This window comes from Enterobacter cloacae complex sp. IR5450, from assembly GCF_049238665.1.
In the GTDB taxonomy this organism is placed as follows: domain Bacteria; phylum Pseudomonadota; class Gammaproteobacteria; order Enterobacterales; family Enterobacteriaceae; genus Enterobacter; species Enterobacter hormaechei_C.
Genome location: NZ_JBMKIC010000018.1, coordinates 25,655 through 39,054, shown reverse-complemented (window position 1 = coordinate 39,054; position 13,400 = coordinate 25,655). Strand labels below are relative to the sequence as shown.

Sequence of the window (13,400 nt, the reverse complement as noted above, 5' to 3'; positions counted from 1 at the left end):
AACTTAACGCTAAAATAAGGGCGGTCGATTGACCGCCTTTTTTATTTGTATTGAACGAGAGCAACCATGAGCCATAACGACACTATCGTCGCCCAGGCAACCCCACCGGGACGCGGTGGTGTAGGCATTCTGCGTATCTCCGGCCTGAAGGCGCGTGAGGTGGCCGAAGCGGTGCTGGGTAAACTGCCAAAGCCGCGCTACGCTGATTATCTGCCGTTTAAGGATGCCGACGGCACACCGCTGGACCAGGGCATCGCGCTGTGGTTCCCCGGCCCAAACTCCTTTACCGGCGAAGATGTGCTGGAACTTCAGGGCCACGGCGGCCCGGTGATCCTCGACCTGCTGTTAAAACGTATTCTGACCCTGCCTGGCCTGCGCATTGCGAAGCCGGGTGAGTTCTCCGAGCGTGCTTTCCTCAACGATAAGCTCGACCTGGCGCAGGCCGAGGCGATTGCTGATCTGATCGACGCCAGCTCCGAACAGGCGGCCCGCTCCGCGCTGAACTCGTTGCAGGGCGCGTTTTCCGCACGCGTGAATCACCTTGTGGAAGCACTTACTCACCTGCGAATCTATGTCGAAGCGGCTATCGACTTCCCGGACGAGGAGATCGACTTCCTCTCAGACGGTAAAATTGAAGCTCAGCTCAACCAGGTGATGAACGATCTCGATGCCGTCCGCGCCGAAGCGCGCCAGGGCAGCCTGCTGCGTGAAGGCATGAAGGTGGTCATTGCCGGACGCCCCAACGCCGGGAAATCGAGCCTGCTGAACGCCCTGGCGGGCCGTGAAGCGGCGATCGTCACCGACATAGCCGGCACCACCCGCGACGTGCTGCGCGAGCATATCCACATCGACGGCATGCCGCTGCACATCATCGACACCGCTGGCCTGCGCGATGCGAGCGATGAAGTCGAGCGTATCGGTATCGAACGCGCCTGGCAGGAGATCGAGCAGGCCGACCGCGTGCTGTTTATGGTGGACGGCACCACAACCGACGCCGTTGACCCGGCTGAAATCTGGCCAGACTTTATCGCCCGTCTCCCGGCTAAACTGCCGATCACCGTGGTGCGCAACAAGGCCGACGTTACCGGCGAAACGCTGGGCATCAGCGATGTGAATGGTCACTCACTTATTCGCCTGTCGGCCCGTACCGGTGAAGGCGTGGAAGCCCTGCGAAGCCATCTCAAACAGAGCATGGGGTTCGACACCAGCATGGAGGGTGGCTTCCTGGCGCGTCGTCGTCACTTGCAGGCGCTGGAAGAGGCGGCTCGCCACCTTGAGCAGGGTAAAGCCCAGCTGATCGGCGCGTGGGCCGGTGAACTGCTGGCGGAAGAGCTGCGTCTGGCGCAACAGAATCTGAGCGAGATCACCGGGGAGTTTACGTCGGACGATCTGCTTGGACGGATTTTCTCGAGCTTCTGTATTGGTAAGTAATTCACGTTAATACAGGGTGATTTCCTCCAGGGAAATCACCATTGTCCAAATGGCAACTCGCCTAATCCCCTTTCACCCCCTATCCTGCATGCCTGCATCTATGGGGGGTTTATGGCGCGTTTTCTGTTTTGTAGTTTCGCATTAGTTCTGCTTTATCCGTCCGGCATTGATATGTATCTGGTGGGGCTACCGCATATTGCCCGCGATCTGGGTGCCAGCGAGGCGCAACTGCACATCGCGTTTTCGGCCTACCTCGCGGGAATGGCGTCGTCGATGGTATTTGCCGGGAAAATCGCGGATAAAGCAGGCCGCCAGCCCGTCGCGATTACGGGTGCAGTTATCTTTGCGCTGGCATCAGTACTCTGTTCAGTGGCTCAGGAAAGCACAATGTTCCTGTCAGGACGTTTTATCCAGGGCATTGGCGCAGGCGGCTGTTACGTGGTGGCCTTTGCCATTCTGCGCGATACCTTGAGCGCCCAGCGCCGCGCCAAGGTGCTGTCGATGCTTAACGGCATTACCTGCATCATCCCGGTGCTGGCACCGGTTGTAGGCTACCTGATTATGCTTAAATTTCCGTGGCAGAGTCTTTTCTGGACCATGGCAGCCATGGGCGCCATCGTCTTTATCCTGTCCGTGACGGTGCTGAAAGAGACCCATCCCGGTTCGCAACAGCCATATCACACCGCAACCCTCCATCCGGCTGAAAAGCTGGTGAATCGCTTTTTCCTGAGTCGGCTGGCAATCACCACGCTTAGCGTGGCGGTGATCCTCACCTATGTAAACGTTTCCCCGGTGTTGCTGATGGAGACGATGGGCTTCGATCGCGGTGAGTATTCGACGGTGATGGCGCTAACCGCGATGGTGAGCATGGCGGTTTCATTCTCAACACCCTTTGCGCTCAACATCTTCCGCCAGCGCACGCTGATGCTCACCTCACAGACGCTGTTTCTCGCCGCAGGCGTGATCCTGGCGACCGCCACCTCACACGCTGTAATGCTGGTGGGCATTACTCTGATCTGCGCCGGATTCTCCGTCGGCTTTGGTGTGGCGATGAGTCAGGCGCTTGGCCCCTTCTCGCTGCGGGCAGGCGTGGCCAGCTCGGTGCTGGGCATTGCGCAGGTCTGCGGTTCTTCGCTATGGATTTGGCTGGCGGCGGTGATCGGCCTTAACGCGCTGAATATGCTGATCGGGGTTCTGATTGGCTGTAGCATACTCTGCATTACCTTACTTATGGTCATCCAGCCCGCGGCGCACTATGAAGAAGCCCATCAGCAGTCTCGATCTTAATCTTTTACTTTGCCTGCAACTTTTGTTGCAGGAGCGCAGCGTCACCAAAGCCGCGAAGCGGATGAACGTGACGCCGTCCGCGGTGAGTAAATCGCTGGCGAAGCTGCGCGACTGGTTCGACGATCCGCTGTTTGTGAAAACGCCTTTAGGGCTACTGCCCACGCCGCTGACGGTGAGTCTGGAACAGGATTTGGCCGACTGGATGCAGATTGGCAACCAGATCCTCGATAAATTCCACCATAGCTCTCCAGGCGGGCTTAAGTTTGTGCTCGCCGCCGAAACACCGCTGATGCTGATCCGCTTTAATACCCTGCTGGAGCAGGTGAACGAGCGCTACCCACAGGCGACGGTGAAACTGCGGCAATGGGATTACGATTCGCTGGACGCCATTACGCGCGGAGAAGTGGATCTGGGCTTCACCGGGCGTGAAACGCACCCTCGCTCGCGCGAACTGCTAAAGCTGATGCCGTGGTTTATCGACTACGAAATCCTGTTCAGTGACCGTCCGTGCGTGTATTTGCGCGAGGATCATCCCGCGCTCCAGGAAGCGTGGGATCTGGAGACGTTTCTGCGCTACCCGCATATCAGCATCTTCTGGGAACGCAGTGACACCTGGGCGCTCGACGAGGTGCTAAGGGAGATGGGCCGGGAGCGTAACATCGCCATGAGTTTGCCCGGTTTTGAACAGTCGATGTTTATGGCGGCCCAGCCGGATCACAACTACATAGCCACTGCGCCGCACTACTGCCATCACTACAATCAACTCCACCAGCGTAATCTGGTCTGTCTGCCCATTCCCATCGATGAGGCGCAGGCAGAAAAGCTCACCGTACCCTTCACGCTGATCTGGCATAAACGGAACAGCCATAATCCGAAAATCCTCTGGCTGCGTGAGACGATTAAAGCGCTGTATACCGCACCAGATCAGGTTTTTGCCTAAGATAATGTAAAGTTCGGTGCTCAGGCTTCTCTTATTTCCATTTACTGATTAAAACAGAAGCTAAGTTAAGCGATAATCATGTAACCGTTTAACCGACTACGACCATTATCAAGGAGCGAAAAATGGCTACGCACTTTGCACGAGGAACATTAACGGAAGGGCATCTCGTATCGGCCAGACTTTCTTCAACCTGTCACAGTGAGGCGCTCAAACTACCTGAACACCGCAGGACGCGGTTTTTAGCTTCCAGAGCGCTCCTCGCAGAACTGCTTTTTATGCTCTACGGCACTAGCGAACTACCGGACATACTCACCCAGCCAGAAGGTCGCCCGGTTTTTGCGGACCCGGCACTCCCCCATTTTTCCATTGCGTACACCGGCAACATTGTTGGCGTCGCGCTGACGACTGAAGGTGATTGTGGCCTGGATATGGAGCTGCAACGCGTCACGCGTAGCTTCCATGGTGCTAACGCGCTCGATGAATACCCGCTCTCCAGCAATGAAAAGCTGTGGATACGTAACCAGAACGACCCTGTTGAAGCCAGAGCGCAGCTCATCACCCTTCGCCAGAGCATCCGCAAACTGAACGGCGCGGCGTCAGACGACGCCAGCCTGTTGCAGCTGCTCCCCGGCTCCGGACGCCTGCGCGCGACAAAAGCCTCGCTGGTAGAGGCGTTCAGCGACGCTGAGGACGTACTGATCTGGTCCGTTGCGGTGAGCCCCGCCATCGAACGGCTGAAAATCTGGGAATTTGACAGTATTCGCGGTTGGCGTAGTCTTCCGGATGTCCCTGAGCGCGCCAACGAGCCCGCCGCGCGCCTGATGCGATTAACCAGTTTACCGGCAGAAAAAGCATACACCCATAGCTGATCCGTCCAGGGTCATCATGATGAAACAGGAGTAATCATGTCTGATACGTTGAAAGTTGTTACGTTACTGGGAAGCCTGCGCAAAGGTTCTTTTAACGGGATGGTTGCCCGTACGCTGCCGCAGCTGGCGCCTGCGGGAATGGAGATCAGTGCCCTGCCGTCCATTGGCGACATCCCGCTTTATGATGCTGACGTTCAGCAGGAAGAAGGGTTCCCGCAAAGCGTGGAAGCGATAGCCGAGCAGATCCGTCAGGCTGACGGCGTGGTGATTGTGACGCCTGAGTATAACTACTCGGTGCCGGGTGGTCTGAAGAACGCCATTGACTGGCTGTCCCGTTTACCGGAGCAGCCGCTGTCTGGTAAACCTGTGCTGATCCAGACCAGCTCAATGGGTGCCATTGGCGGCGCGCGCTGCCAGTATCACCTGCGTCAGATCCTGGTGTTCCTGGATGCGATGGTGATGAACAAGCCGGAATTTATGGGCGGCGTGATTCAGAACAAGGTCGACCCGCAGACGGGTGAAGTGGTGGATCAGAGTACGCGTGACCATCTCTCTGGCCAGCTGACCGCGTTTGGGGATTATATTAAGCGGGTGAAGGCGTAAGCCTTCACCCTACCCCTCTCCCACAGGGAGAGGGAACTTTGCCCGTAGGTCAGGTAAGCGAAGCGCCACCTGACACCACCAGCATCTTAGTGTGAATCAATAAACACAATCTTCAACACAAACAGCAGCGCAACAATAATCACGCACGGGCTGAGTTCGCGGAAGCGGCCGGTACCGATCTTCATCACGCAGTAAGAGATAAAGCCCAGCGCGATACCTTCGGTGATCGAGAAGCTGAACGGCATCATCACCGCGGTAATAAACGCCGGAACGGCTTCCGTCAAATCTTCCCACTTCACGCGCGCCAGGCTTGAGGTCATCAGCACGCCGACGTAAATCAGCGCGCCAGCTGCCGCGTATGGTGGCACCATCCCCGCCAGCGGAGAGAGGAAGATCACTAGCAGGAACAGCAGACCCACAACTACCGCCGTCAGGCCAGTACGACCGCCCACGGACACACCGGAAGAGGATTCAATGTAAGCGGTAACAGACGAGGTGCCGATGAAAGAGCCAGCGACGGACGAGATGCTATCCACATACAGCGCCTGCTTCATGCGCGGGAATTTGCCTTTTTCATCCGCCAGACCCGCTTTGTCGGTCACGCCAATCAGCGTACCGGAGGAGTCAAACAGGTTGACCAGCATGAAGGAGAAAATCACCCCGGCCAGACCCAGGTTCAGCGAGCCCGCCAGATCAACGTGGCCAATCACGGTAGAGACGCTTGGTGGCGCAGAGACGATACCGTTGTAATGTACGTCACCCAGCATCCAGCCCAGCAGCGTGGTCACAATGATAGAGACCAGCACCGCAGCATGGATGTTGCGCGACGCCAGGATCGCGATGATAAAGAAGCCCAGCACGCCCAGCAGCACGCTGTGAGAGGTCAGGTTACCAATGCTCACCAGCGTTTCCGGGTTCGCCACGATAACGCCAGCGTTTTTCAGCCCCATCATGCCGATAAACAGACCGATACCGCTGGTGATACCCACGCGCAGGCTCACGGGAATGTTCGCAATCATCCAGTAGCGCACGCGGAAGATGGTCAGCAGCAGCAGGCCGACCGCGCCCCAGAAAATAGCGCCCATCCCGACCTGCCACGGCAGGCCCATCGCCTGAACCACCACGAACGCAAAGAACGCATTCAGGCCCATTGCCGGGGCCAGCGCCACGGGCAGATTAGCGAAAACGCCCATCAGGATGCTGCCAAGCGCCGCGATCAGACAGGTGGTCACGAAGACGGCGCTGGTGTCCATGCCAGCCACGCCCAGAATTTGCGGGTTAACGAAAACGATATAGACCATCGTCAGGAAGGTAGTAAAACCGGCGATCACTTCGGTGCGTGCCGTTGTGCCGTGCTCGCGCAGTTTGAACACGCGCTCAAGCAGCCCCTGACCAGACGTCTGGGTAGTGTGTTGTTGACTCATCATCAATTTCCGAACAAGGAGGGAAAATTCGTCGCTATCCTATACCAAAATGCGACAATAGTGGCGGTTACGGGATACTTTTTTCATTGATTTTGCTTATACGGCAACGATTGCGTCCCGGTGAACTGCCGTACGAAAACGTTAAACTTGTTAAAAGGGAAAGGCATGTCCGGAATTGAAGCGGTATTTTTCGACTGTGACGGTACGCTGGTCGACAGTGAGGTCATTTGTTCCCGCGCGTATGTCGCCATGTTCCAGGAATTTGGTATTACGCTCGATCTCGAAGAGGTGTTTAAACGCTTTAAGGGCGTGAAGCTGTACGAGATCATCGACATCATTAACGAAGAGCACGGGGTGGATCTGGCGAAAGCGGATCTGGAACCGGTGTACCGCGCCGAGGTCGCACGCCTCTTCGACGCCGAGCTGGAAGTTATCGCTGGCGCTAACACGCTGCTGGATGCGATGACGGTGCCGATCTGCGTGGTCTCTAACGGCCCGGTCAGCAAAATGCAGCACTCGCTCGGCAAGCTGAATATGTTGCACCACTTCCCGGAAAAACTGTTCAGTGGCTACGATATCCAGCGCTGGAAGCCGGATCCGGCATTGATGTTCCACGCGGCGAAGGCGATGAACGTCAACGTGGAGAACTGCATCCTGGTGGATGACTCGTCTGCGGGCGCGCAGTCAGGGATTGATGCGGGGATGGAGGTGTTTTACTTCTGCGCCGATCCGCACAACAAGCCGATCGATCATCCAAAAGTGACGACCTTTACCGATCTGGCGCAACTGCCAGCGTTGTGGAAGGCGCGCGGGTGGGATATTACTCGCTGAGTTTTCCCCTCACCCCGGCCCTCTCCCACAGGGAGAGGGAGAAAACCGAATGGTCCCCTCTCCCTGTGGGAGAGGGTTAGGGTGAGGGTAAAAATCACTCTTTCGGATCTTTACCCGCCAGCAGCTTGTCCAGCTCGTCGCCGCCCACGTGTCGGAAATCCTGCCCCTTCACGAAGTAGAAGATGTATTCGCAAATGTTCTGGCAGCGGTCGCCAATACGCTCGATTGAGCGCGCACAGAACAGCGCGGTGAGTACGCTTGGAATGGTACGGGAATCTTCCATCATGTAGGTCATCAGCTGACGCACTATGCCTTCGTATTCCTGGTCAACTTTCTTGTCTTCACGGTAGATACGGACCGCTTCGTCCAGATCCATGCGCGCGAAAGCGTCCAGCACGTCGTGCAGCATCTGCACGGTGTGGCGACCGAGAGACTCCAGACTCACCAGCAGCGGCTGGTGCTGCTGGGAGAATTTCTCCAGCGCGGTGCGGCAGATTTTATCCGCCACGTCACCAATACGCTCCAGCTCGGCGATAGTTTTGATGATCGCCATCACCAGACGCAGGTCGCTCGCCGTCGGCTGACGCTTCGCAATGATGCGCACGCAGGCTTCGTCGATGGCGACTTCCATCATATTGACGTTGTGGTCGCCTTCAATAACGCGCTTCGCCAGCTCGCTGTCCTGGTTGTGCATCGCCGTGATCGCATCAGAAAGCTGCTGCTCGACCATGCCGCCCATGGTCATCACCTGGGTGCGAATGCTTTCCAGCTCTGCGTTAAACTGGCCGGAAATGTGTTTATTAAGATTGAGGTTGTCCATGGTTTCTCCACATGCACTAAGGCAAATCAACCGTAGCGGCCAGTAATATAATCTTCGGTTTGTTTCTTCGCCGGACGGGTGAACAGCGCATCCGTATCGCTGAACTCAATCAACTCGCCCAGGTACATAAACGCCGTGTGGTCAGAACAACGTGCAGCCTGCTGCATGTTGTGGGTCACGATCACCACGGTGTAATCCTGCTTCAGCTCGGTGATCAGCTCTTCGATACGCCCGGTTGAGATCGGGTCCAGGGCTGAGCACGGCTCATCCAGCAGCAAGACTTCCGGGCGAATGGCGATACCGCGCGCAATGCACAGACGCTGCTGCTGACCACCGGAGAGAGAGTACCCACTCTGGTGAAGTTTATCTTTGGTTTCGTTCCATAATGCGGCCTTGGTCAATGCCCACTGCACGCGCTCGTCCATATCCGCACGGGAGAGCTTCTCAAACAGACGCACACCAAAGGCGATGTTGTCATAGATCGACATCGGGAACGGCGTGGGTTTCTGGAATACCATCCCCACTTTCGCACGCAGCAGGGCGATATCCTGGGTATTGGTCAGGATGTTGTCACCGTCCAGCAGAATTTCACCTTCTGCGCGCTGCTCCGGATAGAGCGAATACATTTTGTTAAAGGTGCGCAGCAGCGTGGATTTACCACAGCCGGACGGACCGATGAATGCCGTTACCTGGTTCTTCGCGATATCCAGATTGATATTCTTCAGGGCATGGAATTTGCCGTAGTAGAAGTTCAAATCACGAACCTGAATCTTACCCGGGGCAGTATCAACCATACTCATTGACTCATTTCCTCATTCGGCGCCGCGAGCTGCCGCGCCGTAAAAATTTAACCGTGTTTCTTCTTCGCGAAAATGACGCGCGCCAGAATGTTCAGCAACAGTACGCAAAGGGTGATGATCAGCACCCCGGCCCAGGCCAGCTGCTGCCATTCCGCGAATGGGCTCATCGCAAATTTAAAGATCGTCACCGGCAGGTTGGCGATCGGCTGCATCATGTCCGTGCTCCAGAACTGGTTGGAGAGGGCGGTAAACAGCAGCGGTGCGGTTTCACCGGCGATACGGGCGATAGCCAGCAGGATACCGGTCATGATCCCCGAGACGGACGCTTTCAGGGTGATCGCCGAAATCATTTTCCATTTCGGCGTGCCCAGCGCGTAAGCCGCTTCACGCAGGCTGTCCGGCACCAGTTTCAGCATGTTTTCAGTAGTACGAATAACGATAGGCACCTGCAACAGCGCCAGCGCAATCACACCCGCCCAGCCGGAGAAGTGTTCCATTTGCGCCACCACGATGGTGTAAACAAACAGACCCACGACAATCGACGGGGCAGAAAGCAGAATGTCGTTAATAAAGCGGATGACTTCAGCGATCCAGGACTTGCGCCCATACTCCGCCAGATAGATACCCGCCATGATGCCCAACGGTGTACCGAAAACGGTCGCCCACAGGATCAGCAGGCCGCTACCCGCCAGGGCGTTTGCCAGACCACCGCCCGCCGTGTTCGGCGGCGGCGTCATTTCCGTGAACAGCGCCAGGGACATTCCATCGATGCCGCGGGTGATGGTTGACATCAGGATCCAGATCAGCCAGAACAGGCCGAACGCCATCGTGGCCATGGAAAGCGTCAGCGCAATGCGGTTTTTAATCCGGCGCTTTGACTGCATTTTGCGACGGGATTCCGCAAGCTGAGCGGTATTTTGCATATCGAGAGTTGCCATTAGCGTGCCCCCTCGTTTTTAGCCAGACGCATAATCATCAGCTTGGAGATAGCCAGCACAATAAAGGTGATAACAAACAGGATCAGGCCCAGTTCCATCAGCGCCGCGACGTGCAGCCCGGATTCCGCTTCGGCAAATTCGTTCGCCAGCGCAGAAGTAATACTGTTCCCCGGCATATAGAGCGAAGCGCTATCGAGCTGGTAGGTGTTGCCGATGATAAAGGTGACCGCCATGGTTTCACCGAGCGCGCGACCTAAGCCCAGCATAATGCCGCCAATCACCCCATTTTTGGTGAACGGAAGGACGATGCGCCAGATAACTTCCCAGGTGGTGCAGCCGATGCCGTAGGCGGACTCTTTCATCATCACCGGGGTTTGTTCGAAGACATCGCGCATGACCGCCGCAATGTACGGAATAATCATGATGGCGAGGATCACACCCGCCGCCAGAATGCCGATACCGAATGCCGGGCCGGAGAACAGCGCCCCCACAAACGGAACGGCAGAAAGCACGTTACCGACCGGCTCCTGGAAGTACGTTGCAAACAGCGGAGCAAAAATAAACAGGCCCCACATGCCGTAAACGATACTTGGGATGGCCGCCAGCAGTTCAATGGCGATACCCAGCGGACGCCGCAGCCAGCCTGGCGCCAGTTCCGTCAGGAACAAGGCAATACCGAAGCTCACCGGAACCGCAATTAGCAGGGCGATAAAAGAGGTCACCAGCGTGCCGTAAATCGGCACCAGCGCACCGTAAATATCGTTCGGCGCATCCCACTCTTTGGTCCACAGGAAGGCGAAACCAAATTTTTGAATGCTCGGCCAGGAGGAGAAAATCAGGGACACGATAATGCCGCCCAGCAGCAATAGCACAATCAGCGCAGCCAGTTTCACCAGCGCGCTGAAAATCATGTCACCTTTTTTACCCGGAGGGTTAAATGCAGGCTTGGTTGCAGCCATAAATTACTCTTCTTTATGAGACGTCTTACGAATATGCCCGGTGGCGCTGACGCTTACCGGGCCTACAGAGTAAACCGTAGGGCGGGATCGCTGCGCGCCACCCGCCATCTTCGTTAAAAATATCCTGTTAGTACAGCGCTTTACCGCTGCTGTCTTTCACGTTGGTTTTCCATGCAGCACGAATCTGCTCAACCACGCTGTCTGGCAGGCTGGCGTAATCCAGGTCATTAGCCTGTTTGCCGCCGTTTTTGTATGCCCAGTCGAAGAACTTCAGCACTTCTGCGCCCTGCTCTGGTTTCTTCTGCTCTTTGTGAACCAGAATGAAGGTGGTAGAGGTGATTGGCCACGCGTCTTCACCTTTCTGGTTAGTCAGGTCCTGAGCGAAGGATTTGCTCCAGTCAGCGCCTTTGGCGGCGTTGGCGAAGTTCTCTTCGGTCGGGCTAACCGGTTTGCCGTCGGCAGAAACCAGTTTGGTGTAGGCCAGATTGTTCTGCTTAGCGTAGGCGTACTCTACGTAGCCGATAGAGCCAGGCAGACGCTGTACGAAGGCTGCGATACCGTCGTTGCCTTTACCGCCCAGACCGGTTGGCCAGTTAACGGTAGAGCCGGAACCGACTTTAGATTTCCACTCTTCGTTCACTTTCGCCAGATAGCTGGTGAACACGAAAGAGGTGCCAGAGCCGTCAGCACGACGAACCACCGCGATATTCTGCGAAGGCAGCTTAACGCCCGGGTTCAGCTTAGTGATGGCTTCGTCATCCCATTTTTTGATTTTGCCCAGGTAGATGTCACCCAGGGTTTTGCCGTCCAGCACCAGCTCGCCTGATTTCAGGCCAGGGATGTTAACAGCCAGCACAACGCCGCCAATCACGGTCGGGAACTGGAACAGGCCTTCCTGATTCAGTTTCTCATCAGACAGCGGAGCGTCGGATGCGCCGAAATCAACGGTATTCGCGGTAATTTGTTTTACGCCACCGGAGGAGCCGATACCCTGATAGTTGACCTTGTTACCGGTCTCTTTCTGGTAGGTATCCGCCCATTTGGCATACACCGGCGCAGGGAAGGTTGCACCAGCGCCAGTCAGGCTTGCTGCTGCGAAGGCAGAGAAAGCGCTCATCGATAAGGTCGCGGCGACAACAGTTGCGACAGTGGTACGCATAACTTTCATAATGTCTCCTGCAAGGATTTCGTAAATCATTGTTTAAGTGGCTACGATGAGCAAAATAGGACAAACAGGTGACAGATAAATGTACGAAATATGACAGTTTTATGACAATGAGAGAGTGTAAAATAAGCCACTGATATTAATGATTATTTGTTCAGGGGAGCATCATAGAGTTGTCATATAGAAAGGGATAAGCCTGGTGCAAAAGAGGAAAAATGACAACGGCTGTCATAAACAGCCGTTGGGTGATTAATGTTCAATTTCCAGCGTGACCGTTGCGTACGCTTCAAACGTTCCAGGTTTTGGCTGCGCCCCCGTTGCGCTTGCAGGCGCAGCGGAAAAGGTAAGCGAATTGTTTTCGGCGCCGTTATTGTTTTCTCCCCTATCCATGTCCATCCTGCCGCCGTTGACGCTGACCTGACGATCCCACTTGTCGTATACCACAATGCCTACATCATCATTGCCGTTGACTTTCATCATCGTGGCATCGGCGTCGACAGGGTCTCCATGGAAAGTGGAGTAGACAATATTCTCATCCAGCATGCCTGTGCACTGTACCTGAATCGTCTTTTTTACCTTGTGACTCGTCACGGCGGTGCCTTTGGTAGCGGAAAATTCCGGGGCCGGGATTTTGCCAAAATCTATCTCAAGCGTCTGCCCGGGCGCTATCTCGCAGTTTTGCGGCACGACGATATCGCCAGCGATTTTGATCTCTGCCATTTTTTCGGTGCTGGAGGTCGAGGAGGCCGCATCCAGCCCGCCATAAAGATCGGCGACTATCGTACCTGGCACACTCACCCGGCCAATAAACGGCTTGTTAATTAAGAATGATATTTTTATTTTTGAACCGGTATTGAGTGTTGGTTCGCTCCCTTCCTCACCAGGCGCATAACAATAGGAGCTATGAGACATTACGTTTGGTTCTGCGCTGAAAGGTACCGGTATATAATCTCTGCCGAGCACAAGTATCGACGTGGCGATGCTGAGGTTGTTATTAAGGGTAAAATAGGTATACCCGTTCTTTACCACATCTTCACTTAACGACGATCGTGCGGTGTAGTAGATTTGGCGAAAGCCCGTAGAGTAATGCGTAAGACAGTTGCATTGCGCTTTGTAACTCGCAGATGAACTGAGCGTTTCCAGATCCCTGATCTCTGTACCTGCTTTATTTTTATCCGCCGGGATCGACTGCCCGTTCAGATTAAGGTTATAGATATAAGCGCCACCTTCGGAGTGACAAATCCCGTCGCCCGTGGTGTACGCTTTGCATACTGGCGTCATAAATATTATCAACGCGCTTAAAAACAGAGGTGTCCTGAATTTCATCTTATTT

At 55.4% G+C, this 13,400-nt stretch carries 13 protein-coding genes; 6 read left to right on the top strand and 7 right to left on the bottom strand.

Annotated elements, in window-relative coordinates; all coding sequences use genetic code 11:
* Window positions 1-66: 66 nt before the first annotated feature.
* From mnmE to ACOTYB_RS14705, 5 genes are all read left to right on the top strand, one after another.
* Complete coding sequence (mnmE, locus tag ACOTYB_RS14725; RefSeq protein ID WP_015570136.1) at window positions 67-1,431, top strand: tRNA uridine-5-carboxymethylaminomethyl(34) synthesis GTPase MnmE; 1,365 nt, start codon at window positions 67-69, stop codon at window positions 1,429-1,431.
* A gap of 111 nt (window positions 1,432-1,542) precedes the next feature.
* Window positions 1,543-2,718 (top strand): MFS transporter, encoded by a 1,176-nt coding sequence (locus ACOTYB_RS14720; protein ID WP_003861141.1) that lies wholly within the window; start codon window positions 1,543-1,545, stop codon window positions 2,716-2,718.
* Window positions 2,687-3,658, top strand: a complete 972-nt coding sequence (gene yidZ / locus ACOTYB_RS14715) for an HTH-type transcriptional regulator YidZ (protein ID WP_022652106.1) — start codon at window positions 2,687-2,689, stop codon at window positions 3,656-3,658. The genes ACOTYB_RS14720 and yidZ overlap by 32 nt, the downstream gene beginning before the upstream one ends.
* 122 nt (window positions 3,659-3,780) lie before the next feature.
* Window positions 3,781-4,527 carry a 4'-phosphopantetheinyl transferase family protein gene (locus tag ACOTYB_RS14710; protein WP_409248942.1) on the top strand — a complete coding sequence of 249 codons (747 nt, stop codon included), beginning with the start codon at window positions 3,781-3,783 and terminating at the stop codon, window positions 4,525-4,527.
* A 36-nt stretch (window positions 4,528-4,563) separates the two neighbouring features.
* Window positions 4,564-5,130: an NADPH-dependent FMN reductase gene (locus tag ACOTYB_RS14705; RefSeq protein ID WP_003861147.1), complete on the top strand. Its 567-nt coding sequence runs from the start codon at window positions 4,564-4,566 to the stop codon at window positions 5,128-5,130.
* 86 nt (window positions 5,131-5,216) lie between these two features.
* Here the strand turns inward: ACOTYB_RS14705 and adeP are convergent, their stop codons facing one another.
* Window positions 5,217-6,554: an adenine permease AdeP gene (gene adeP / locus ACOTYB_RS14700; protein ID WP_003861149.1), complete on the bottom strand. Its 1,338-nt coding sequence runs from the start codon at window positions 6,552-6,554 to the stop codon at window positions 5,217-5,219.
* 165 nt (window positions 6,555-6,719) lie between these two features.
* Here adeP and yieH point away from each other — a divergent pair, with 165 nt between their 5' ends.
* Entirely contained in the window at window positions 6,720-7,385 is a 666-nt protein-coding gene (yieH, locus tag ACOTYB_RS14695) for a 6-phosphogluconate phosphatase (protein WP_003861151.1), read from the top strand.
* Between the two features lie 94 nt (window positions 7,386-7,479).
* On the opposite strand, the gene phoU is transcribed toward yieH, so the two are convergent.
* The 6 genes from phoU to stgD all read right to left on the bottom strand — a co-directional run bounded on the left by phoU (window position 7,480) and on the right by stgD (window position 13,393).
* A complete protein-coding gene (phoU, locus tag ACOTYB_RS14690) occupies window positions 7,480-8,205 on the bottom strand; it encodes a phosphate signaling complex protein PhoU (RefSeq protein ID WP_003861153.1) in 726 nt (241 codons plus the stop codon).
* 26 nt (window positions 8,206-8,231) lie between these two features.
* Entirely contained in the window at window positions 8,232-9,005 is a 774-nt protein-coding gene (gene pstB / locus ACOTYB_RS14685; protein ID WP_003861154.1) for a phosphate ABC transporter ATP-binding protein PstB, read from the bottom strand.
* 47 nt (window positions 9,006-9,052) lie between these two features.
* Window positions 9,053-9,943: a phosphate ABC transporter permease PstA gene (gene pstA / locus ACOTYB_RS14680; RefSeq protein ID WP_003861156.1), complete on the bottom strand. Its 891-nt coding sequence runs from the start codon at window positions 9,941-9,943 to the stop codon at window positions 9,053-9,055.
* Window positions 9,943-10,902, bottom strand: a complete 960-nt coding sequence (gene pstC / locus ACOTYB_RS14675; protein ID WP_003861158.1) for a phosphate ABC transporter permease PstC — start codon at window positions 10,900-10,902, stop codon at window positions 9,943-9,945. The genes pstA and pstC overlap by 1 nt, the downstream gene beginning before the upstream one ends.
* Window positions 10,903-11,029: 127 nt before the next feature.
* Window positions 11,030-12,070, bottom strand: coding sequence for a phosphate ABC transporter substrate-binding protein PstS (pstS, locus tag ACOTYB_RS14670; protein ID WP_022652104.1), 1,041 nt, complete (start codon window positions 12,068-12,070; stop codon window positions 11,030-11,032).
* 246 nt (window positions 12,071-12,316) lie between these two features.
* On the bottom strand, window positions 12,317-13,393 hold the full coding sequence (stgD, locus tag ACOTYB_RS14665; protein WP_022652103.1) for a fimbrial protein StgD: 1,077 nt from the start codon (window positions 13,391-13,393) through the stop codon (window positions 12,317-12,319).
* Window positions 13,394-13,400: the final 7 nt, after the last annotated feature.

What these genes read in the sequence shown, in the direction of transcription:
- pstA (WP_003861156.1), bottom strand. Translation starts at nt 9,943, where the DNA reads ATGGCAACTCTCGATATGCAAAATACCGCTCAGCTTGCGGAATCCCGT.
- pstS (WP_022652104.1), bottom strand. Translation starts at nt 12,070, where the DNA reads ATGAAAGTTATGCGTACCACTGTCGCAACTGTTGTCGCCGCGACCTTA.
- pstC (WP_003861158.1), bottom strand. Translation starts at nt 10,902, where the DNA reads ATGGCTGCAACCAAGCCTGCATTTAACCCTCCGGGTAAAAAAGGTGAC.
- ACOTYB_RS14705 (WP_003861147.1), top strand. Translation starts at nt 4,564, where the DNA reads ATGTCTGATACGTTGAAAGTTGTTACGTTACTGGGAAGCCTGCGCAAA.
- mnmE (WP_015570136.1), top strand. Translation starts at nt 67, where the DNA reads ATGAGCCATAACGACACTATCGTCGCCCAGGCAACCCCACCGGGACGC.
- yidZ (WP_022652106.1), top strand. Translation starts at nt 2,687, where the DNA reads ATGAAGAAGCCCATCAGCAGTCTCGATCTTAATCTTTTACTTTGCCTG.
- pstB (WP_003861154.1), bottom strand. Translation starts at nt 9,005, where the DNA reads ATGAGTATGGTTGATACTGCCCCGGGTAAGATTCAGGTTCGTGATTTG.
- ACOTYB_RS14710 (WP_409248942.1), top strand. Translation starts at nt 3,781, where the DNA reads ATGGCTACGCACTTTGCACGAGGAACATTAACGGAAGGGCATCTCGTA.
- adeP (WP_003861149.1), bottom strand. Translation starts at nt 6,554, where the DNA reads ATGAGTCAACAACACACTACCCAGACGTCTGGTCAGGGGCTGCTTGAG.
- stgD (WP_022652103.1), bottom strand. Translation starts at nt 13,393, where the DNA reads ATGAAATTCAGGACACCTCTGTTTTTAAGCGCGTTGATAATATTTATG.
- phoU (WP_003861153.1), bottom strand. Translation starts at nt 8,205, where the DNA reads ATGGACAACCTCAATCTTAATAAACACATTTCCGGCCAGTTTAACGCA.
- yieH (WP_003861151.1), top strand. Translation starts at nt 6,720, where the DNA reads ATGTCCGGAATTGAAGCGGTATTTTTCGACTGTGACGGTACGCTGGTC.
- ACOTYB_RS14720 (WP_003861141.1), top strand. Translation starts at nt 1,543, where the DNA reads ATGGCGCGTTTTCTGTTTTGTAGTTTCGCATTAGTTCTGCTTTATCCG.